Raw genomic sequence first — 21,399 nt, 5'->3', positions numbered from 1 at the left:
CTCGCCCCTTGCGCGTTTACCGGGGCACAGCCCCCCGGCGCCGGCATCCCGGCGCCGCACGCACTCACGGACGGATTCACACCATGGTCACCTTCGTCGACAACGTCACGCTGCATCTGCGTGCCGGCCACGGCGGCAACGGCTGCGTCTCCGTCCGTCGCGAGAAGTTCAAGCCGCTCGCCGGCCCCGACGGCGGCAACGGCGGGCACGGGGGCGACATCGTCCTCGTCGCCGACCCGCAGACGACGACGCTGCTCGCCTACCACCGCCACCCGCACCGCAGCTCCGAGAACGGCGGTCCCGGCATGGGCGACCACCGCGCGGGCGGGAACGGCGAGCTCATGGAGCTCCCCGTCCCGGTCGGCACGGTCGTCAAGTCGCCGGACGGCGACCAGCTGATCGACATGGACGAGCCCGGCCTCCGGTTCGTCATCGCTCCGGGCGGGCAGGGCGGGCTCGGCAACGCCTCGCTCGCCACCACGAAGCGCAAGGCGCCCGGCTTCGCGCTGCTCGGCACGCCGGGCTGGGAGGGCGACGTCGTCCTCGAGCTGAAGACCGTCGCGGACGTCGCGCTCGTCGGATTCCCCTCGGCGGGCAAGTCGAGCCTCGTCGCGGCGATCTCGGCGGCCAAGCCGAAGATCGCGGACTACCCGTTCACGACCCTCGCGCCCAACCTCGGCGTCGTGCAGGCGGGGGAGTCGCGCTTCACCGTCGCCGACGTGCCCGGTCTCATCGAGGGCGCGAGCGAGGGCAAGGGCCTGGGTCTGGAGTTCCTCCGCCACGTCGAGCGCTGCACCGCGCTCGTCCACGTGCTCGACTGCGCCACGCTCGAGCCCGGCCGCGACCCGCTGACCGACCTCGACATCATCCTCGGGGAGCTGGCGGCGTACCCCGTCGGCGACGGACAGGTGCCGCTGATCGAGAGGCCGCAGCTGATCGCGCTCAACAAGGTCGACGTGCCCGAGGCCCAGGAACTGGCCGACTTCGTCCGGGCCGACCTCGAGGGCCGCGGCTACCGCGTGTTCGAGATCTCGACGGTCAGCCACTCGGGACTCCGCCAGCTGACGTTCGCCCTCGCCGAGATCGTCGAGAAGCACCGCCTCGAGCTCGCCGCCGTGCCGCGGGTGGAGCGCATCACCATCCGCCCCCGCGCCGTGGACGAGAAGGACTTCGAGATCCGGGTCGAGGGCGGCTCGTACGGCAACGTGTACCGGGTCCTGGGCACCAAGCCCGTGCGCTGGGTCGCGCAGACCGACTTCACGAACGACGAGGCCGTCGGCTTCCTCGCCGACCGCCTGGCCAAGCTCGGAGTCGAGAACGGCCTGTTCTCGGCTGGAGCGGTCGCCGGCTCCACCGTCGTCATCGGCCCCGGCGACGGCGTCGTCTTCGACTGGGAGCCGACCCTCACCTCGACGGCCGAGCTCATCACCGCGCCCCGCGGAACGGACCTCCGCCTCGAGGACAACCGGCGCAAGACCCGCAACGAGCGTCGCGAGGACTACTTCGAGCGGATGGACGCCAAGGCCGAGGCCCGCGCGGAACTCGAGCGCGAGCGCCAGGGCGGCGTCTGGCGCGTCGCCGACGAGGGCGACGGCACGGAGGCCGGCGAGGAGAGCTGACTCCCGCCGCCGGGGTCGTCTGCCTCTACACTGGCCGGATGCCGCAGACAACCCCCGACAGCAGTGCGCTGACCGAGCGGTTCGCCGCTTCCCGCGTCGCGTCGCGCTCCCTCCGCAGTGCGACCACCGACCTCAAGAACCGGGCTCTGCTCGCCATCGCCGACGCGGTGCGCTCGAGCGCCGAGCGCGTCGTCCCGGCGAACGAGCTCGACCTCCAGCGGGGTCGCGAGAGCGGCATGAGCCCGGGCCTGCAGGACCGCCTCCGCCTCGATGCGGTGCGCCTGGGGTCCCTCGCCGACGCCGTCGTCGCGGTCGTCGGGCTCACCGATCCGGTCGGGCAGACGGTGCGGGGATCGAACCTGCCCAACGGCGCCTCCCTCACCCAGGTGCGGGTCCCGTTCGGCGTGGTTGGAGCGATCTACGAGGCGCGCCCGAACGTCACCATCGACATCGCGGCGCTCGCCCTCAAGAGCGGGAACGCCGTGATCCTGCGCGGAGGCACGGCCGCGGAGAACACGAACCGCGTCCTGGTGGAGCTGCTGCAGGAGGCCGTCGCCTCCGTGGGCCTGCCCGCCGAGCTGGTGCAGACGGTCGACGACCACGGCCGCGAGGGCGCGAAGGCCCTCATGCGAGCGCGCGGCTACGTCGACGTCCTGGTGCCGCGGGGGAGCGCGGGCCTCATCGAGTCGGTCGTGACGGAGTCGACGGTCCCCGTGATCGAGACGGGCGCCGGAGTCGTCCACGTCTTCCTCGACGCCAGTGCCGACGAGCGGTGGGCCGTGGACATCGTCCACAACGCCAAGGTGCAGCGTCCGAGCACCTGCAACGCCCTCGAGACCCTCCTCGTCCACCGCGACGCCGCCGAGCGCCTCCTCCCGCCCGTCCTCGGCCGGCTCGCGGAAGCGGGAGTGACCGTGCACGGCGACGAGCGCGTCGCGGCGCTCTGGCCCGACGCGGTGCCCGCCACCGATGAGGACTGGTCCGCGGAGTACTACTCGCTCGACGTCGCCGTCGCGATCGTCGACGACCTCGACGCCGCGATGGCCCACATCGACCGGTACTCCACCCACCACACCGAGTCGATCGTGACGAACGACCTCCGAAGCGCCGAGCGCTTCCTCGCCGAGGTCGACTCCGCGGTCGTGATGGTCAACGCCTCCACCCGCTTCACCGACGGCGGGGAGTTCGGGTTCGGCGCCGAGGTCGGCATCTCGACGCAGAAGCTGCACGCTCGGGGCCCCATGGGCCTTCCCGAGCTGACCAGCACGAAGTGGCTGCTGCGCGGCGCGGGAGAGGTCCGCGCCTAGCGCCCGGACCGGCGATCCGGCGTCGAGCGGCGTCCGGGTAGACTCGTCTGAGCCCCGCCGGGGCGACCACGACCTCCAAGGAGCACTGCATGTCCCTCGCGACGACCGTCCTCGCCGAAGCAGCGGCCCACACGGAGCTGCCGTTCCCCCCGATCGTCTTCGGCCTGATCGCCGCCGTCGCCTTCACGGCCCTCGGCTTCGTCACCTGGAGCTACCGCGACGTGGCGAACCGCCACTCGCACAAGACCGGCGCCGGCTCGCACGACCAGCACGGTCACGGACACTAGGCGGGGAGCCCAGCGATCGTGACGTCCGCCGCGAGCGGAGGCCCGCGGCGTCCGCGCATCGGCGTGATGGGCGGCACCTTCGACCCGATCCACCACGGTCACCTGGTCGCCGCCTCCGAGGTGGCCCAGTCGTTCGACCTGGACGAGGTCGTCTTCGTGCCCACCGGCCAGCCGTGGCACAAGAAGACGGTGACCTCCGCCGAGCACCGGTACCTGATGACGGTGATCGCGACGGCGTCGAACCCGCGCTTCACCGTCAGCCGCGTCGACGTTGACCGGATCGGCACGACCTACACGATCGACACCCTGCGGGACATCCACGCCGCGCACCCCGACGCCGAGCTGTTCTTCATCACCGGCGCGGACGCGGTCGCTCAGATCCTGAGCTGGAAGGACTACGACGAGCTGTGGGAGCTGGCCCACTTCGTCGCCGTCAGCCGGCCGGGGCACGTCCTCAACGTTTCGGGATTGCCGGCCCAGGACGTATCCTTGTTGGAGATTCCGGCACTGGCGATCTCCTCGACCGACTGTCGGAGCCGCGTCAACCGGGGTCATCCGGTCTGGTACCTGGTTCCCGACGGTGTCGTCCAGTACATCTCGAAGCACCACCTGTATCGGAGCACGTCATGACAGTTCAGCCCGAGGAGAAGCCGCTCACCCGGCGCGAGATCCGCGAGCGCGAGAGGCGCGAGGCCGGTGCGGCCACGACCGCCGCCGTTCCGACGACGTCCCGCCGAGCTGCCACCGCGACCGCCACCACCGCCGGCGACATGCCGGTGCTGACCCCCACCCAGGCCCTGCGGATCACCCCCGTCGAGCCGAGCCCCGCGAGCGAGCCCGACCTGCGCACCTCCTCGATGGAGATCGTCGCCACCGAGAACGCCACGGGCCGCCAGCTGACCCGTCGGGAGCTGCGCGCACTGCTGGCGCAGCAGCAGGCGGAGAAGGTTGCCGCCGCCCCGGAGGCGGAGCCGCCCGCCGACGAGGAGCGGTCCGACGACGAGCGCTCCGACGACGTCGAGGGCGCCCTCGAGCGCGCCTCGGCGCTCCCGCCGACCGGGGCGGTCCTCGTGATCGAGGCGGCCGACGAGTCCCGTGATGCGGAGCCGGTGCCCGAGGGCGCAGCGGAGCAGGAGCCGGAGGGCGACGAGGACGTCGTCACCGAGGACGCCCCCGAGGCGTCCGAGGAGGAGGCGGACGAGTCCGCCACCGATGCGACCGCGGACGCCGACGCGGCCGAGGTGCACGAGGCCGAGATCGAGAGCTCCTCCTCCGACGACGAGACGCCGTCCGCGGACGCCTCCAACGAGCGGGACGCGGACGACGAGCAGCCGACGGCCGGCGAGCAGCCCGAGCAGCCGCACCTGAACACCGCGCTCTTCGCGTCGGTGGGCGGATCCCTCGACATCGCCGACGAGAAGGCCACCGAGATCACCGGGAGCTTCGAGCCGCCGATCGAGCACCTCGCCATCACCGAGGAACTCGACAGCAAGTCGAAGGAGGAGGTGGACGCCTCGTTCGACTCCCTCATCGCGAGCGGAGTCGCCGCCACCGGTGCCGTCACCACCACCAACGCGCTGATCCTGCCGACCACGGGCCCCGGCGCGACAGTCGGCACGGACACGGGGGAGATCCTCGTCACCGGCTCGTTCGACCTCCCGCGCAGCCTCGGCTCCACGGGCCAGCACCCGAACCTCTACGACTCGCCCGATGTGGACCGCTACGTCGACCGCATCGACCGCGAGCAGCCCGTCGGCGAGTCCGAGCCGGTCCGGGCGTCCAGCGCCGTCTCCACCCACGCCGCCGGCACCTCGATGATCGCGCCGCAGAAGCGCGCCGGCGTGAGCGTCCCGGTGGTCCTCGCGATCACCGCGGCCGTCCTGCTGGTCGGCGCGATCGCGCTGTTCATCGGCGGCTTCGTGCTCAACATCTTCTGATCTCCACCACCGACACTGAAGGCTTCATGACTGCGACCGATTCCGCCCGCGCCCTGCTCCAGCTCGCGGCCACCGCCGCCGACTCCAAGGGCGGTGAGGACCTCGTCGCCCTCGACGTCTCGGGGCCGCTGCCGCTGGTCGACATCTTCCTCCTCGCCACCGGCCGCTCCGAGCGCAACGTGGTCGCGATCGCGAACGAGGTGGAGGACCGCCTGAACGATTCCGGCGCCAAGCTGCTGCGCCGCGAGGGCCGTGCGGAGGGCCGCTGGATCCTCCTCGACTTCGGCGACCTCGTCGTGCACGTCTTCCACGAGGAGGACCGCATGTACTACTCGCTCGAGCGCCTCTGGAAGGACTGCCCGACGGTGCCGTTCACCCTCGAGCAGCCTGTCGCCGTCGAATCGTCGACGTCCTCGAACTGACGAACACGCCCGGCGACAGCGCTCGATTTCACTTCACGCGAATCGTGTTGTAGTTTATTCGAGTTGCTTCCGCCGGGCGGAGACAGCGAAAGACAGCACGAAGCAAGACAGAACACAACATGGGTCCGTGGCGCAGCTGGTAGCGCACCTGCATGGCATGCAGGGGGTCAGGGGTTCGAATCCCCTCGGATCCACCGAACAGGTCCGCACTCCTCCGGGAGTGCGGACCTTCGTCGTTCCCTGCGTTAGAGGGTCCGGCGCCGTCCTGTCCGGCGCCGTCCTGTCCGGCGCCGTCCTGTCCGGCTCAGGCCGGCGCGGCCAGCCATGACCGTGCCCGTCCGGCCACCGGGTCCCCCTGCTGGTCACGCGCGGGTCGGCCCGACCGGCTCCACATGGCCGCCGCATCCGGCGAGGAATCCGGAGAGCTCGCCCCAGGCGTCCTCCCCGATCGTGGTGCCCGGGCGCCGTGCGAGATCGGCCAGAGCGTCCGTCAGCTCGTCGACTCCCGTCAGGATCCTCGTCCGTGCCGCTCCCGTGCCCTGCCATCCGGGCGCGTACGTCCTGACGTCGGGGTGGCTGTAGAGCACGGCCGTCTCGAACCACGGCGTGGGCAGACCGTTCAGGGCCAGGTGCTCCTTGAACCTCGCGGCCTGGATCCGGACCTGCCGGGCGGGGACGTGCTGCTCGACATGCGTGCGCACCGTCCACCGCGACACCGTCCCCGGTGCGATCTGAACCGCGAAGGCCTCGGGCAGGGCGTCCTCGTCGAGGAGGACGCCGTAGGAGGGGTGGACGGTACCGGGTCGCACGCCGTCGAAGACGACCCCCTGCCAGTACTTGGCCTCGATGATGAGCGCGCCGTGCCGGGTGAGCAGCAGATGGTCGATCTGCGCGAGGAAGCGGCGCGTCGTGCGCGCGTCGACCGGTACGAAGACGACGTTCGTGGCGAGGACGCCGGACAGCCCCGCCGAGGCGCACGCCTCCCGGATCAGGGTGTGCGAGACGGCCTCGCTGCTCCAGGTCCTGGCGAGCGCGTCACGGGTCTGCTCGACCTCCTCCTGCGCCGTCTCGAGCTCGTTCCGACTGAGGTCGCGCTCGGCGTCGCGCGCGCGCGTCAGTGCCTTGAGCGCCGCCTCGTGGCTCCGGTCGCGCTCGGCGATCGTGCGCTGGTGCTCCTCCGAGGCCTCCTCCGCGGCCTGCTCCGCCGCCGCTCTCGCCGCAGTGCGCCGTCGGCGGCCGGCGACGACCGTGATGAGAAGGGCCAGGAGCAGGGCGGCCGCGACGGCCCAGGGCAGGTACTCGTTCATGGTCCCCAGGCAAGCACGGACCACCGACCGTGCGCCGCCACGGCTCCTGATCGCGCCGTTCGGCGGACCGGCCGCGGTGCGCTCGCTCGTGCCCTGTCCGGACGTCTTCGTCGGCGTCCGCCTGCGCGCGCGGACGGAGACGCCGACCCTGCGCCGGCCGATCGCGCGGGCGGAGCCCTACCGCCGCCTGGCGGACGCGATGCACGACCAGCACGAGGTCCGGCTGACCGGCGTCGAGGGCACGCTGCTGGGCATCGTCGGCCCGCAGCCGTTCCAGGGGATCAGCGTCGCCGGCCTGCACACGCACGTCGTCGACACCACCGACGGGATCGGCGGCCACGTGCTCGCCGCCTCCGGAGTCGCGGGCCTGCTCGAGATCGAGCAGTACGGCGGCATCACCGTCCGCCTGCCGGAGTCGGACGACCACCTGCGAGCCGACCTCGACGCGGCGGCCGACGCAGACGCCGCGATCCGCGCCGTGGAAACCGACCACCCGCGCTGAGCGGCCCTACCCTGGACGCATGCCCTCACTGCGCGACGTCCACGCCGTCATCGACCGTCTCTGGCCGGAGGCGGCCGCCGAGAGCTGGGACGCGCCCGGCCTGGTCACCGGCGACCCCGACGCCGCGGTGGAGCGGATCCTGCTCACGGTCGACGTGGTCTCCGACACCGTCGCGGAGGCCGTCGACGGCGGTTACCAGCTCCTGGTCGCGCACCACCCGCTGCTGCTGCGCGGCGTCACCTCGATCGCCGAGGACGGCTACAAGGGCCGCCTGCTCGCGGACCTCGTCCGGGGCGGCTGCGCACTGATCTCGGCCCACACGAACGCCGACATCGTCGCGGACGGCGTCTCGGACGTGATCGCGACCCGCCTCGGCCTGACCGGCACGACTCCGCTCGTCCCGGGCGCCGACCCGTCGGTCGGGCTCGGCCGGGTGGGCGACCTGCCCGAGGAGGTGACGCTCGGACGCCTGGCCGGAGCCGTGGCCGAGCTCCTGCCGGCCACCGCAGGGGGAGTGCGGGCCGCGGGCGCCTACGAGACGCCCGTGCGCCGCGTGTCGCTCTGCGGGGGAGCGGGGGACTCGCTCCTGGACGCTCCCGCCGTCCGCACGAGCGACGTCTTCATCACCGCCGACCTCCGGCACCACCCGGCCTCCGAGGCGCGCGAGAAGGCCCTGCACGGCACCGGGCCCGCCCTCATCGACGTCTCGCACTGGGCGAGCGAGTGGCTGTGGCTCGACGTCGCCGCGACCGCGCTGCGGGAGGCCCTGCCCACGGTCACCGTCGAGGTGAGCGAGACCCGCACCGACCCGTGGGATTTCGCGATCGTGCACTGACCCGCCGCGGGCACGGGAGAATGGACGCGGCGCGCCCGTACTGCGCGCCGGGAACGAGGACCGCCACGTGAAAGCCAGCCCCGCACACCAGCGCGAACTCCTGACTCTGGCGAGTCTGGACACGAGGGGCGCGCAGCTGCGCCACGCCCTCGCGACGCTCCCGCAGATCGCGCGGATCCAGGCGATGCAGGCCCGCGACAACGAGACCCGCCGCTCCCTCGCCGAGCGCACAGGGCGCCTCGAGGACGTGCGCACCGAGCTCGGGCGCATCGAGTCCGACGTCAGCGTGGTCGAGAAGCGGCTCACCCGCGATCGCGACCGCCTGCAGACCGCATCCGCGGCCAAGGACATCGCCGCGCTCGAGAGCGAGATCACCTCCCTCGTGAAGCGACGGGGAGACCTCGAGGACATCGAGCTGACCCTGATGGAGCGGATCGAGGGCATCGAGTCCGAGGTCGCCGCGGCTCAGGCCGAGCGCGACGAGGTCGTCGCCTCGCTCGGGACCCTCGCCGAGGAGCGCGACGCGCAGGCCCAGAAGCTCCGCGACAAGCAGGAGGCGCTCGCCCGGGACCGGGCGGACCTGGTGACGACCCTTCCGGAGGACCTGGTCGAGCTGTACGAGAAGCAGCGCGCCCGCTACGGAGTCGGCGCGGCCCTCCTCCGCGGGAAGGTGTCGGAGGGGAGCGGCGTGGCCCTCACCGAGTCGGACCTCTCCTGGATCCGCGCCTCCGCTCCCGACGAGGTCGTCCTCTGCCCCGACAGCGGCTGCATCCTGGTGCGCGGCGAGGAGTCCACCCTCGCCTGAGCCGTACACTGGACGGGCGAACGGGCCGGCAAGACGGTCGCGTCATCGCGGCGAGAGCCGTGGTGCCGAGGAACGTCCGGGCTCCGCAGAGCAGGGCGGTGGGCAACACCCACCCGGGGCGACCCGCGAGACAGTGCCACAGAGAACAGACCGCCGTCGGCTCCGGCCGGCGGTAAGGGTGAAACGGTGGTGTAAGAGACCACCAGGGGCCGGAGTGATCCGGTCCGCTCGGTAAACCTCGCCCGGAGCAAGGTCAGACAGAGGACGATGCGGCTGCTCGTCGGGTCCTCGGGTAGACCGCTGGAGGGTCACGGCGACGTGGCTCCGAGAGAGATGGCCGTCCAGCGCCCGCCGAGAGGCGCGGCGTGAACAGAACCCGGCGTATCAGCCGACCCCTTCGCCACGAGATGCCCCGCCCCGGCGGGGCATCTCGCGTCTCCGCCGGTCGCCGAGCTCGCGCTCCCGCCCGCAGGCAGCGCGACGGCCTGCCGTGGCGGTTCCCGGGTCTCGACACACCCTTGCGCGGCTACTCGTCAGGACTGACGCGGTCCATCTCTCGCGCTGCCTCCTGCGGACGACGCGGTGCAGCACGACGTCCGGCAGGCGCCGATCCCGGAGGACGGTCCTGAGACGCCGCTGCGGATCGCCGCCGAGGACCGGGTGCCCCCGCCCCGTCGTGGCTCACCGCGACCGCTGGACCCCGAAGGTCCGATCATGTCCGTGCGCCATGGCGCCACGCACCAGGCGAACCGGCGAAACGCGTGCCAGCGTTTCGCCGTAGCCGTCCGCACCCCGCTCCCCGGAACGCGTCACCTCCCGAGGCCGACCGCGCCTCGGCGGGCGGGGACCGCCGAGGAAAAAGACTCAGCCCCGCCCTGCGAGCGCGGCCGCGCCGAGGATGCCGGCGTTGTTGCGGAGCGCCGCCGGGATGATCGGGGTGCGCAGGTCGAGCAGCGGGAGGAACTCGTCGTGGTGCTTGGAGATGCCGCCGCCGACGATGAAGAGATCGGGCCAGAGCAGCGCCTCGAGGTGGGAGTAGTAGCGCTGCAGGCGCTTCGCCCAGTGCTTGTAGTCGAGGTCGTCGCGCTCCTTGGCGGCGAACGAGGCCTTCTTCTCGTAGTCGCCGCCGTGGATCTCGAGGTGGCCGAGCTCGGCGTTGGGGATGAGGATCCCGTCGTGGATCTGCGCCGTCCCGATGCCGGTGCCGAGGGTGGTCATGATGACCAGGCCCTCCTTGTCCTTCGCCGCTCCGAAGCGCGACTCGGCGTAGCCCGCCGCGTCGGCGTCGTTGACGAAGAAGATGTTCCGGCCGATCGCGTCCTCGAACAGCTTCTCGGCCTCGAGGCCGATCCACTCGTCCGACACGTTCGCCGCCGACATCGTCCGTCCGTGGACGACGACGGCGGGGAAGCAGATGCCGACCGGGGTGTCCGAGGGCAGGTCCGGGATCTTCTCGAGGATCTGCTGGACGGTGGCGACGATGTCCTTCGGCGTGCCGCCCGGGGGAGTGGCGAGCTTCATCCGGTCGCTGAGCAGGGTGCCCGCGGCCAGGTCCACCGAGGCCCCCTTGATGCCCGTTCCCCCGATGTCGATCCCGATGGCGGTCGCCGCAGCAGTCATAGCGGCCATGCTAGCGAAGGGCGGGGGTGCGGACCGACGCGGGCTGCGGCGTAGGATCGCGGCATGGCTGACGGCGACGCGAACTCCTGGTGGTACAACCTCAAGGCCGGCACGGTGGAGCAGGGATTCGTGTCCCCCTCCGTCGACCGGGTGGGACCCTTCTCCTCTCGCGAGGAGGCGGAGCACGCCCTCGAGCGGCTGCACGAGAACAGCCGCAAGTGGGCCGAGGAGGACGCCGCCGAGGACCGCTGACGGCGGTTACTCGTAGCTGTGCTCGGCGCCGGGGTAGGCGCCGGACTCCACGTCGTCCCGGAACGCGGTGACCGCTCCGGTGAGCACGCCGCGCAGATCCGCGTACTGCTTCACGAAGCGGGGGATGCGGCCGGTGGTCAATCCGGCGAAGTCCGTCCACACGAGCAGCTGTCCGTCGACGTGCGGTCCCGCTCCGACTCCGATCGTGGGGATGCGCAGCTCCTCCGTCACCTGACGTGCCGCGTCGGCGGGCACCATCTCGAGGACGACGGCGAACGCCCCGGCCTCCTGGACGGCGCGCGCGTCGGCGAGCAGCTGCTCGATGCCCTCGCCGCGCCCCTGCACCATGTGGCCGCCGAGCCCGTGCTCGCTCTGCGGCGTGAAGCCGATGTGCGCCATCACGGGGATGCCCGCCTCGACGATGCGCCGGATCTGCTCGGCGGAGCGGACTCCGCCCTCGAGCTTCACCGCGTGCGCGTGCGTCTCCTTCATGAAGCGGAACGCCGTGTGCAGCGCGTCGTCGGCACCCGACTCGTAGGAGCCGAAGGGCATGTCGGCGACGACGAAGGCGCGCTCGACGGCTCCGGCGACGGCACGTGCCAGCGGGATGAGCTCGTCGACGGTGACGGGCAGAGTGGTGTCGTAGCCGAGCACCGTGTTGCCGGCGGAGTCGCCCACGAGGAGGAAGTCGATCCCGGCGTCGTCGAAGATCTTCGCCGTCAGCTGGTCGTAGCTGGTCAGCCCGGTGATGCGGACACCGGAGTCCTTCGCGTTCTGGAAGTGGCGGGTTCGAACGCGTTTCACGGGCTGCGCTGACATGGGCGCCAGTCTACGGCGCGCCTCGGGCGCCCCGCGGGCCCCGGTCGGAGGCAGTAGCCTGAGGGTCGAAACAGGAGGGGTCTGGATGGACAAGCAACGGGACTTCGTTCTTCGCACCATTGAAGAGCGAGGGATCAAATTCGTTCGCCTCTGGTTCACCGACGTCGTCGGCACGCTGAAGTCGGTCGCGATCGCGCCGGCCGAGGTGGAGGGCGCGTTCGCGGAGGGGCTCGGCTTCGACGGCTCCGCCATCGAGGGCCTCACCCGCTCCTTCGAGGCCGACGTCCTCGCGCATCCGGACCCGTCGACCTTCCAGATCCTCCCGTGGCGCGGAGAGATCGACCCGACGGCGCGGATGTTCTGCGACATCACGACGCCCGACGGCCAGCCCGCCGTCGCCGACCCGCGCAACGTGCTCAAGCGCACGCTGGCGAAGGCGGCCGAGCGCGGGTTCACCTTCTACACGCACCCCGAGATCGAGTTCTACCTCCTCAAGTCGTCGTCCTTCGGCGCCGAGGGTCCGGAGCCGGTCGACTCCGCCGGGTACTTCGACAACGTCCCCGGAGGCACGGCGCACGACTTCCGCCGCCGCTCCGTGCGCATGCTGGAGGATCTGGGCATCTCGGTCGAGTTCAGCCACCACGAGGCGGGCCCCGGCCAGAACGAGATCGACCTCCGCTACGCGGACGCGCTCACCACGGCCGACAACATCATGACCTTCCGCACCGTGATCAAGGAGGTGGCGATCGAGCAGGGCGTCTACGCGACGTTCATGCCGAAGCCGCTCTCCGGGCACCCCGGCTCGGGCATGCACACGCATCTCTCGCTCTTCGAGGGCGACGTGAACGTGTTCTACGAGCAGGGCGCCCAGTACCAGCTCTCGAAGCTCGGCCGTCAGTTCATCGCGGGCCTGCTCAAGCACGCCCCCGAGATCACCGCCGTGACGAACCAGTTCGTCAACTCCTACAAGCGGCTCTGGGGCGGCGACGAGGCGCCCAGCTACGTCTCGTGGGGCCACAACAACCGGTCCGCCCTCGTGCGCGTTCCGCTCTACAAGCCCAACAAGGGGCAGTCGTCGCGCATCGAGTACCGGGCGCTGGACTCCGCGGCGAACCCCTACCTGGCGTACTCGCTGCTCCTGGCGGCCGGGCTCAAGGGCATCGAGGAGGGCTACGAGCTCCCGGCCGAGGCCGAGGACAACGTGTGGGCCCTCTCGGACGCGGAGCGCCGGGCGCTCGGCTACGGCGCTCTGCCCGCCAGCCTCGACCGCGCCATCTCGCTGATGGAGGAGTCCGAGCTCGTGGCCGAGACGCTGGGCGAGCAGGTGTTCAACTTCGTGCTGCTCAACAAGCGGAAGGATTGGGCCGAGTATCGCGCCCAGGTCACGCCGTACGAGCTGCGCAGCAATCTCGAGATGCTCTGACGCCTCGGCCATGCCCCGTGAACGCTCCCTCCGCGATGTCGCACGCCTCGGCTTCGCCGCGCTCGGCGAGACCGGGGCGCGGCTGGCCGAGGCGGAGGAGCTCGCCGGGCGGCAGCTCGAGTCGGTGCTGCCCTCCTTCGCCCGGGTGGCGGACCCGGACGAGGCGCTGCTCGCTCTGATCGACCTGCTGCGGCGGCACCGCGACCGCATGGACGCGGTCCTCGCCGACGACGAGGCACTGACCCGGCTGCTTCTGGTGGTGGGGGCCTCCTCCGGCCTCGCCGACTTCCTCCAGCGCCGGCCCGACGAGCTGGCCAGCGTGCTCGAGCCGGTGCGCACGCTCCCCGGGCGCGCCGAGATGAAGGCCGAGCTGCTCGAGTCGGTCGGCGCCGTCGACGGCTTCTCGTCGCTCCGGGAGGAGGCGGGCTGGACGGCGCTGCGCGTCCGGTACCGCCGCCTCCTCACCAGGATCGTCGTCCACGATCTGAGCCAAGCCGACCCCGTCGCGGCGATCGACCGGGTGACGAGGGCGCTGGCCGACCTCGCCGGAGCCGCGCTGGAGGCGTCCCTCGCCGTGGCGCGGACCGAGCTGGTCGAGGGCACGGGCCCAGGCCGCTTCGGCCGGGACGAGGTCGCCGCCACCCGCTTCGCCGTCATCGGCATGGGCAAGGCGGGAGCGTCCGAGCTCAACTACGTCAGCGACGTCGACGTGATCTTCGTCGCCGAGGGCGACCCGGAGAAGGAGCTGACGAACGCCCGTGCGATCGACGTCGCCACCCGGCTCGCCGTGCTCCTCATGCGCGGGACCTCTGCGCTGGCGATGGAGCCGGAGCTCTGGGAGGTCGACCCGAACCTGCGCCCGGAGGGCAAGCAGGGCGCGCTCGTGCGCACCCTCGAGTCGCACATCACCTACTACGACCGGTGGGCGAAGAGCTGGGAGTTCCAGGCGCTGCTCAAGGCGCGTCCGCTCGCCGGCGACCAGGAGCTGGGGCGGGCGTACGTCGACGCGGTCGCGCCCAAGGTCTGGTCGAGCGCCTCCCGCGAGAACTTCGTCGAGTCGGTGCAGCGGATGCGGGAGCGGGTCACCGAGAACATCCCGCAGAACGACGTCCACTACCAGATCAAGCTCGGGCCCGGCGGCCTGCGCGACATCGAGTTCACGGTGCAGCTGCTTCAGCTCGTCCACGGGCAGACCGACGACGAGATCCGCATGCCCGGGACTCTCCTCGCCCTGGGCGCCCTCGCCGACCGCGGGTACATCGGCCGCTCCGCCGCCGAGGAGTTCGCGCAGGACTACCGGGCACTCCGGCTGCTCGAGCACCGCCTCCAGCTGCGGCGCCTTCGGCGTACGCACCTGATGCCGCGGGACGAGCACGAGCTGCGGACCCTCGCCCGCTCCAGCGGGCTCGCCCGCACGGCGGAGGAGCTGCTGAGCGTCTGGAACGGGATCAAGCACCGCGTCCGGGGCCTGCACGAGCGCCTGTTCTACCGTCCGCTGCTCTCCGCGGTCGCCGCGCTCTCCGACGGCGGTGCCGAGCTGTCCACCGGCCAGGCGGAGGCGCGCCTCGCCGCCATCGGCTTCGCAGACGCCCGCGGGGCGCTCGGTCACATCGCCGCGATGACCTCGGGCGTCTCGCGCCGCGCGAGCATCCAGCGCCACCTCGTGCCGGTGATGCTGCAGTGGTTCGCCGACGGACCGGACCCCGACTACGGCCTGCTCGCGTTCCGGCGCCTCAGCGACGCACTGGGCGGGACGCCCTGGTTCCTCCGGATGCTGCGCGACTCGTCCGGAGCCGCCAAGCGGCTCACCACGGTGCTCTCCGGATCGCGCTTCGTCGGCGAGCTGCTCGACCGCATCCCGGAGTCGGCGGCCTGGCTCGAGGACGACGACGCCCTCCGCCCCCGCAGCGCCGCCCAGCTCGCCGAGGAGGTGCGCGCCGTGCTCGCCCGGCACGAGACGCCCGACGCGGTCGCCTCGGTCCTCCGCTCGATGCGCCGGCGCGAGGTGCTGCGGACCGCCATGGGTGGCGTGCTCGGCCTCAGCTCGATCGAGGAGATCGCGACCAGCCTCACCGACATCATCAGCGCACTGCTGGGCGGCGTGCTCGCCGCCATCCGGCGCGGCAGTGCGACCCGGCCCGGCGCCGACGCGGAGTTCGCGATCATCGGCATGGGCCGGTACGGAGGGGCGGAGCTGGGGTTCGGCTCCGACGCCGACGTGATGTACGTCCAGCGACCCGGCACCGCCGAGCCGCACCAGGCCCAGCTCTACTCGCAGTTCGTCGTCGCCGAGCTGGTCCGGCTCACGGAGGACTCCCGCCTGCCACTCGACCTCGACGCCGACCTGCGGCCCGAGGGCAAGAACGGGCCGCTCGTGCGCTCCCTCGACTCCTACCGCGCCTACTACGCCCGCTGGTCGCTGACGTGGGAGGCGCAGGCGCTGCTCCGGGCGCGGGGAGTAGCGGGGGACCAGGCGCTCATCGAGGACTTCGAGGAGCTGGCCGACGGGGTCCGCTACCCGGGAGCGGTCTCCGACCGTGACATCCGCGAGGTGAAGCGGATCAAGGCACGGGTCGAGAGCGAGCGTCTGCCGCAGGGCGCCGACCCGCGCCGTCACCTCAAGCTCGGCCGCGGATCGCTGAGCGACGTCGAGTGGCTGGTGCAGCTCCTCCAGCTGCAGCACGCGCGGCGGACCCCGGCGCTCCGGACGACCTCGACCCTCACCGCCCTCGCGGTCGCGGAGGAGGAGGGCATGATCGGCCCGCAGGACGCGGATCGGCTGCGCGCCGCGTGGATCCTCGCGTCCCGTGTCCGCTCGGGCACCACGCTCTGGGGCAACCGCACCAGCGACGTCCTCCCGACCGACCGCCGGCAGCTCGAGGGCGTCGCGCGCCTGCTGGAGTACCCGGCCGGGTCCGCGACGGCGCTCGAGGACGACTACCTCGGCGTGACCCGCCGCTCCCGCGCGGTCTTCGAGCGCCTGTTCTACGGGCCGGCCGCGGGAGACGCTTCCTCCTACCGCTGACGCCCGCGCGCCGGGGACGGCGAAGGGCCGCCCCTCCGAGGAGGAACGGCCCTTCGGCAGTGCTGCGGGATCAGACCCCGTAGTACAGCTCGAACTCGAACGGGTGAGGACGCTGCGCGAGGGGCTTGATCTCCTTCTCGCGCTTGTACTCGATCCAGGTGTCGATGAGCTCCTGAGTGAACACGCCGCCCTGGAGGAGGAAGTCGTGGTCGGCTTCGAGGGCGTCGAGCGCCTCGCCCAGGGTCGCGGGGACCTGCGGGATGAGCTTCGCCTCCTCGGGAGGCAGCTCGTAGAGGTCCTTGTCGACCGGCTCGTGCGGCTCGATGCGGTTCTTGATGCCGTCGAGGCCCGCCATCAGCTGGGCGGCGAACGCGAGGTACGGGTTGCCGGAGGCGTCGGGCGCACGGAACTCGATGCGCTTGGCCTTCGGGTTCGTGCCCGTGATCGGGATGCGGATGGACGCGGAGCGGTTGCCGGCCGAGTAGACCAGGTTGACCGGCGCCTCGAAGCCCGGGATCAGGCGGTGGTACGAGTTGACCGTCGGGTTCGTGAACGCGAGGACGGCGGGGGCGTGCTTGAGCAGGCCGCCGATGTACCAGCGCGCGAGGTCCGAGAGACCGCCGTAGCCGTTCTCGTCGTAGAAGAGCGGCGTGCCGTCGTTCCACAGCGACTGGTGGGTGTGCATGCCCGAGCCGTTGTCGCCGAAGAGCGGCTTCGGCATGAACGTGGCGGTCTTGCCCCACTGCTCGGCCGTGTTCTTGACGATGTACTTGAACTTCAGGATGTCGTCCGCCGCGTGGACCATCGTGTCGAAGCGGTAGTTGATCTCGGCCTGGCCGCCGGTACCCACCTCGTGGTGCGAGCGCTCGAGGATGAGGCCGGCGTCGATCAGCTTGAGGCAGATGTCGTCGCGGAGGTCGGCCTGCTTGTCGACGGGGCTCACCGGGAAGTAGCCGCCCTTGTAGGGCGTCTTGTTGCCGAGGTTGCCGCCCTCCTCGACGCGTCCCGAGTTCCAGGCGCCCTCGACCGAGTCGACGGAGTGGAACGCGGAGTTCTGCGTGATCTCGTAGCGGACGTCGTCGAAGATGTAGAACTCCGCCTCGGGAGCGAAGAACGCGGTGTCGGCGATGCCGGTCGACGCGAGGTACTTCTCGGCCTTCTTCGCGACCTGACGCGGGTCCTTGGAGTAGATCTCGCCGTTGCGCGGGTTGTAGATGTCGAAGACGAGGATCAGCGTGCGCTCGACGCGGAACGGGTCCACGTAGGCGGTGGTCACGTCAGGGATCAGCTGCATGTCCGATTCGTGGATGTTCGCGAATCCGCGGATCGAGGACCCGTCGAAGAGCTGACCGACGGAGAAGAACTCCTCATCGACAGTCGAGGCGGGGATGTTGAAGTGCTGCTGGACACCGGGGAGATCGGTGAACCGGATGTCGAGGAACTTGACGTCCGTGTCCTTGATGAACGAGAGCACCTCGGAAGAATCTTTAAACATGCAAAGGTCTCCAATGGCGTGACGGGGTGCTGCAGAGCGCAGCCGTTCCAGGGTAGTGACGGGGGGTTTCCCCACCGTGTCCCTGTTGTTTCCGACATGTTACGGGGCCGGTCCGGGGTCGGGCTCCACGTCGTCTGCCGGACCACCCGCTCCTCGGTCCGCTCCGAGACGCCGCGGATAGGATCGGAGGATGCCAGCCGCCGACCGCAGGACCTTCGCCGACGCCGCCCCGAGCTCGTACCCGGGGGAGCGTCTCGGCCTCCCCCGAGAGGGCCGCCTCTCGGTCGGACGGTCCGGCCGCCGCATCGCCGCCCTGGCCGTCGACTTCGCCGTCGCCGCTCTGCTGTCGCTCGCGTTCTTCGACTACGACCGCTGGGCGAGCCTGCTGCTGTTCGTCCTGCTGCAGGTCGTCTTCATCCCCACCATCGGCGGCAGCATCGGGCACCGCCTGCTCGGGATGCGCGTCATCCGTCTCGGCGGGGGCTGGGTCGGCGTGTGGCGCCCGATCGTGCGCTCTGTGCTGCTGGCCGTGCTGGTGCCGGCGCTCGTCTGGGACTCGGACCAGCGCGGCTTCCATGACAAGGTGGCCGGGACGGTTCTCGTCCGCTACTGACGTGCCGCAGACGAAGCAGGCCGGCCGGGAGAGATCCCGACCGGCCTGTCGCGTCGTGCGTCAGCGCGATCGCTGAGGGCGCACCTTGAAGGGGTCGACGCCCTTCGGGATGGGCAGCGACGTGTTGAGCGAGGAGAGCCGGTTCTTCACCGCGAGGACCTCGGCCTTGGTGAGGACCTTCTTCGTCTTCGAGAGGCGGCTCGGCACCTTGTGCAGCGGAGTCGCATCGGCGTCGGAGCCGACGTGCACGAAGGTGACGGGGACGTTCGGCAGGATCCGCGACACCTTGCGCCGCTCGTCCTCGAGCATGCGCTTGGTCCGGGAGGCGGGGCCCTCCGCGATCAGCACGACGCCTCCGCGGCCGACGGCGCGGTAGACGGCGTCCTGGGTCTTGCCGTTGACGGCGACGGGCATCTCCCCGCCAGTCCAGGTGCCGCGCAGTCCGCTTCGCAGGACGGCGCCGACCGCGCCGGGCTGCCCGGCGATCTGCCCGTAGGCGGCGCGCTCGGCGCGGCGCGAGAGCACGGCGAGTCCGGCGACCAGGCCGGCCATCACGCCCACGATGATCCACAGCGCGATCACGAAGCCGTTGCCGTTGCCGAGCAGGATGCCGAGGAGCACGCCGAGCAGGATCGGGAGCAGGAGCGCGAGGAGGATGATCCAGACGGCGCTGCTGTCGTAGCGGCGGGTCATCTGGAACACCTGCCACATCTGCTTGAGACGTCCGGGTTCCTTGACCGCCTTCGTCGACGGTTCCGTGCTGCGTGCCATGACGTCAAGGATACCGAGCGGGAGCGCGGCGGCGGACCCCGGACGCGGATCCGACTCCTCCACAGAGGGCACGTGCGCCGATCCGTCCACCGATCGGGATCGACGGGCGTCCTCCGCCCCGACCTGCGGTCAGGCTCGCCTCATGACGAGCAGCGGGACGGTCCAGGGCCGGAGGATCGGCGGAGTGCGGACGGGGAGGCGGCGGACGCCTGCGCCGAATGCCGCACCGCCGGCCGAGCGGACGATGCGGCCGCGGGAGGCCGAGGCGCTACAGGTGTCGGCGGTGGCTCGGCTCGCCGAGCACCGCCACCGCGAGCGCATCGTCCGGGTGGAGTCGTCTCCGAGGAGGCGCATCGTCTCGACCGCCCCTCCCGTCGTCGCCACACTCGAGAGGTTCCTGCGGGTCGAGCGGGGGATCGCACTCGGCGCCGCGGTCACCCTCCTCGCCCCCGTGGTGGGCGCGGTCCGATCGGCCGCGCTCGAGGGAGCATGGCTGGCTCCGACGACGGACGACATCGGCCTGACGGAGGAGGGTCGGCCGCTGCTGCTGCTGACGACGCCCGCCGTCGACACCCCGCGTGCGGCGCGCGACGCGCTGCAGCGGGTCCTGGAGCGCCTCGGAATGCTCTGCCCGGAGCTGCCGGTCGCCGCCCTCGCGCGGCACCGCGACCTGCTGGCGCTGGAGGGCAACCTCTACGGACTCGCTGATCCGCAGGGGATAGGCGAGGCGGTGCGGGCGCTGCCGACGTCCGGCGCGGATGCCCGGGGTCGGGAGGCGGTGCCCGCTCCGGCTGCCCGGCACAGGCGGGTCCATCCGCTCGACGGCTGGCAGGACCGCCTCCGGGCGTTCGTCGTCCGGCGTCGGGGACCGCTCTCCGTCGGGACGGCGATCGTGCTGGGAGCGGTGCTCGCCGGTTCGCTCGCGGGCGGGCCCGATCGGCAGGTGCAGGATGCGGAGGCGTCGACCGCAGCCGCGCCCGTTCCGGCTCGGTCGGCTCCGCCGGCGGTGGCGACCGCGGCACCGCCGGCTCCGGTCGCGGCGACCTCACTCGACGCCGAGCAGGCGGCGGAGGTGCTGATCGACGCGGTGCGCGCGTGCGGGGACCGGGAGTGCGCCCGCGGTCTGGTCACGGCGGACTCGCCGCTCGGCGACGCAGCGGACGGCCCCGCCTCCGCTGTCCCGGCGACGGGGGAGGCGTCGGCCGTCCTCGTCGACGTGAACGGGGCATCGGCGGTCGTGCACCTCCGGACGGCCCCGGGGACGACAGCGGCCTCCGTCCTGATCATCAGGACGGAGGCCGGCTGGCTCATCCGCGACGTCTACACCGGAGCGGCCTCGTGAGAGGCGCGCTCAGGGGGAGCGTGTCAGATGCCGAGGTCGTTCTCGAACGAGCCCTCCTCGAGGCGCTCCTTGATCGCGACCAGGAAGCGCGCCGCGTCGGCTCCGTCGACCGTGCGGTGGTCGTACGAGAGCGCGAGGAAGACGGTCGAGCGGATCGCGATGGCGTCAGTACCGTCCACCTGCACGACGGCCGGCTTCTTGGTGACGATGCCGGTGCCGAGGATCGCGGTCTGCGGCAGGAACACGACGGGAGTGTCGAACAGGGCCCCGCGCGAACCGGTGTTGGTCAGCGTGAAGGTGCCGCCGGCGAGCTCGTCGGGCTTCAGCTTGTTGTTGCGGGTGCGCTCGGCCAGGTCTCCGATGGTGGAGGCGATCTGCGCGAGGTTCAGCTCGGACGCGTTCTTGAGGACCGGGGTCAGCAGGCCGCGCTCGGTGTCGACGGCGATGCTGATGTTCTCGTGGTCCGGGTAGACGATCGACTCGCCGTCGAGGGTCGAGTTGATCACCGGGTAGGCCTTGAGCGCCTCGGCCGCCGCGAGGGCGAAGAACGGGAGGAAGGACAGCTTGGCGCCGGTCTTCTCCTGGAAGCTCTTCTTGACCGAGTCGCGGAAGCGGGCGACCGCCGTGACGTCGACCTCGATGACCGAGGTGAGCTGGGCGCTCGTCTGCATCGACTCGACGGCGCGCTGCGCGAGGACCTTGCGCAGGCGCGACATCGGCTGCGTGGTGCCGCGGAGGGGCGACGTCTCGAGCGGGGTGCGCGCGGCCTTGGCGGCTGCGGCGGCGGGCGCCGAGACCGGGGCGGCCGGAGCCGACTTGGCGGCCTCGACCGCGTCGAGGACGTCCTGCTTGCGGATGCGGCCGCCGACTCCGGTTCCCGTGAGGGTGGAGAGGTCGATGCCGTTCTCGCCGGCGAGCTTGCGCACGAGCGGGGTGACGTAGCCGGGGTTGGAGTCGGTGGGCTCCGGGGAGGCGGTGGGCGCGGCGGCAGCGGGCGCAGGCGCGGCGGCGGCCGGGG

The 21,399-nt window shown here is 71.6% G+C and carries 20 protein-coding genes, 1 tRNA gene and 1 other RNA gene; 16 read left to right on the top strand and 6 right to left on the bottom strand.

The genetic code is table 11. The features are described from left to right. Positions 1-83 precede the first annotated feature (83 nt). From obgE to C5C50_RS07040, 7 genes are all read left to right on the top strand, one after another. Entirely contained in the window at positions 84-1,619 is a 1,536-nt protein-coding gene (obgE, locus tag C5C50_RS07070) for a GTPase ObgE (protein ID WP_104223681.1), read from the top strand. 38 nt (positions 1,620-1,657) lie between these two features. After that, positions 1,658-2,926, top strand: coding sequence for a glutamate-5-semialdehyde dehydrogenase (locus tag C5C50_RS07065; RefSeq protein WP_104261261.1), 1,269 nt, complete (start codon positions 1,658-1,660; stop codon positions 2,924-2,926). Positions 2,927-3,015: 89 nt separating this feature from the next. Beyond that, positions 3,016-3,213: a hypothetical protein gene (locus C5C50_RS07060; RefSeq protein ID WP_104223679.1), complete on the top strand. Its 198-nt coding sequence runs from the start codon at positions 3,016-3,018 to the stop codon at positions 3,211-3,213. Positions 3,214-3,231: 18 nt separating this feature from the next. Then, on the top strand, positions 3,232-3,843 hold the full coding sequence (gene nadD, locus C5C50_RS07055) for a nicotinate-nucleotide adenylyltransferase (RefSeq protein ID WP_104223678.1): 612 nt from the start codon (positions 3,232-3,234) through the stop codon (positions 3,841-3,843). Next, positions 3,840-5,150, top strand: a complete 1,311-nt coding sequence (locus tag C5C50_RS07050) for a hypothetical protein (RefSeq protein ID WP_104273173.1) — start codon at positions 3,840-3,842, stop codon at positions 5,148-5,150. The genes nadD and C5C50_RS07050 overlap by 4 nt, the downstream gene beginning before the upstream one ends. A 26-nt stretch (positions 5,151-5,176) precedes the next feature. Further along, a complete protein-coding gene (gene rsfS / locus C5C50_RS07045; protein ID WP_104247265.1) occupies positions 5,177-5,572 on the top strand; it encodes a ribosome silencing factor in 396 nt (131 codons plus the stop codon). Positions 5,573-5,693: 121 nt separating this feature from the next. Further along, a tRNA-Ala gene (locus tag C5C50_RS07040) sits at positions 5,694-5,766 on the top strand. 168 nt (positions 5,767-5,934) lie between these two features. On the opposite strand, the gene C5C50_RS07035 is transcribed toward C5C50_RS07040, so the two are convergent. After that, a complete protein-coding gene (locus C5C50_RS07035; protein WP_104247264.1) occupies positions 5,935-6,879 on the bottom strand; it encodes a nuclease-related domain-containing protein in 945 nt (314 codons plus the stop codon). Here C5C50_RS07035 and C5C50_RS16910 point away from each other — a divergent pair. The 4 genes from C5C50_RS16910 (at position 6,878) to rnpB (ending at position 9,421) form a co-directional block, all read left to right on the top strand. After that, entirely contained in the window at positions 6,878-7,381 is a 504-nt protein-coding gene (locus tag C5C50_RS16910) for an acetolactate decarboxylase (RefSeq protein WP_181027152.1), read from the top strand. The genes C5C50_RS07035 and C5C50_RS16910 overlap by 2 nt on opposite strands. Before the next feature lie 19 nt (positions 7,382-7,400). Next, positions 7,401-8,216 (top strand): Nif3-like dinuclear metal center hexameric protein, encoded by an 816-nt coding sequence (locus C5C50_RS07025; protein ID WP_104247263.1) that lies wholly within the window; start codon positions 7,401-7,403, stop codon positions 8,214-8,216. Between the two features lie 67 nt (positions 8,217-8,283). Continuing rightward, positions 8,284-9,021 carry a zinc ribbon domain-containing protein gene (locus C5C50_RS07020; protein WP_104273172.1) on the top strand — a complete coding sequence of 246 codons (738 nt, stop codon included), beginning with the start codon at positions 8,284-8,286 and terminating at the stop codon, positions 9,019-9,021. A 21-nt stretch (positions 9,022-9,042) separates the two neighbouring features. Beyond that, positions 9,043-9,421: RNase P RNA component class A (rnpB, locus tag C5C50_RS07015), an RNA gene on the top strand. 464 nt (positions 9,422-9,885) lie between these two features. Here the strand turns inward: rnpB and ppgK are convergent. Continuing rightward, positions 9,886-10,641: a polyphosphate--glucose phosphotransferase gene (ppgK, locus tag C5C50_RS07010; RefSeq protein WP_104239180.1), complete on the bottom strand. Its 756-nt coding sequence runs from the start codon at positions 10,639-10,641 to the stop codon at positions 9,886-9,888. Positions 10,642-10,704: 63 nt separating this feature from the next. Here ppgK and C5C50_RS07005 point away from each other — a divergent pair, with 63 nt between their 5' ends. After that, on the top strand, positions 10,705-10,893 hold the full coding sequence (locus C5C50_RS07005; protein ID WP_104223671.1) for an SPOR domain-containing protein: 189 nt from the start codon (positions 10,705-10,707) through the stop codon (positions 10,891-10,893). A 6-nt stretch (positions 10,894-10,899) separates the two neighbouring features. Here the strand turns inward: C5C50_RS07005 and panB are convergent, their stop codons facing one another. Further along, on the bottom strand, positions 10,900-11,712 hold the full coding sequence (gene panB, locus C5C50_RS07000; protein ID WP_104273171.1) for a 3-methyl-2-oxobutanoate hydroxymethyltransferase: 813 nt from the start codon (positions 11,710-11,712) through the stop codon (positions 10,900-10,902). A gap of 85 nt (positions 11,713-11,797) precedes the next feature. Between panB and C5C50_RS06995 the strand changes: the two genes are divergently transcribed. Further along, the gene (locus C5C50_RS06995) at positions 11,798-13,135 is read left to right on the top strand and encodes a glutamine synthetase family protein (RefSeq protein ID WP_068253236.1); all 1,338 of its coding nucleotides are present in this window, start codon (positions 11,798-11,800) and stop codon (positions 13,133-13,135) included. Between the two features lie 10 nt (positions 13,136-13,145). After that, positions 13,146-16,160 carry a bifunctional [glutamine synthetase] adenylyltransferase/[glutamine synthetase]-adenylyl-L-tyrosine phosphorylase gene (locus C5C50_RS06990; RefSeq protein ID WP_104273170.1) on the top strand — a complete coding sequence of 1,005 codons (3,015 nt, stop codon included), beginning with the start codon at positions 13,146-13,148 and terminating at the stop codon, positions 16,158-16,160. A gap of 70 nt (positions 16,161-16,230) precedes the next feature. Here the strand turns inward: C5C50_RS06990 and glnA are convergent, their stop codons facing one another. After that, entirely contained in the window at positions 16,231-17,655 is a 1,425-nt protein-coding gene (gene glnA / locus C5C50_RS06985) for a type I glutamate--ammonia ligase (RefSeq protein WP_104223668.1), read from the bottom strand. A gap of 190 nt (positions 17,656-17,845) precedes the next feature. Between glnA and C5C50_RS06980 the strand changes: the two genes are divergently transcribed. Next, the gene (locus C5C50_RS06980) at positions 17,846-18,268 is read left to right on the top strand and encodes an RDD family protein (protein WP_104223667.1); all 423 of its coding nucleotides are present in this window, start codon (positions 17,846-17,848) and stop codon (positions 18,266-18,268) included. A 60-nt stretch (positions 18,269-18,328) separates the two neighbouring features. On the opposite strand, the gene C5C50_RS06975 is transcribed toward C5C50_RS06980, so the two are convergent. After that, a complete protein-coding gene (locus C5C50_RS06975) occupies positions 18,329-19,039 on the bottom strand; it encodes a DUF4191 domain-containing protein (protein ID WP_104223728.1) in 711 nt (236 codons plus the stop codon). A gap of 283 nt (positions 19,040-19,322) precedes the next feature. Here C5C50_RS06975 and C5C50_RS06970 point away from each other — a divergent pair, with 283 nt between their 5' ends. Next, positions 19,323-20,381, top strand: coding sequence for a hypothetical protein (locus C5C50_RS06970; RefSeq protein ID WP_146085680.1), 1,059 nt, complete (start codon positions 19,323-19,325; stop codon positions 20,379-20,381). Between the two features lie 23 nt (positions 20,382-20,404). Here C5C50_RS06970 and sucB read toward each other — a convergent pair. Then, the coding region (gene sucB, locus C5C50_RS06965) for a 2-oxoglutarate dehydrogenase, E2 component, dihydrolipoamide succinyltransferase (RefSeq protein WP_104273168.1) at positions 20,405-21,399 on the bottom strand (995 nt) is incomplete at its 5' end.

Origin of the sequence: Rathayibacter sp. AY1D9, from assembly GCF_002932395.1 — a bacterium.
Lineage (GTDB): Bacteria > Actinomycetota > Actinomycetes > Actinomycetales > Microbacteriaceae > Rathayibacter.
Note: the sequence above shows the minus strand (reverse complement) of the source record. Positions and strands in the feature narration are given on the sequence as shown.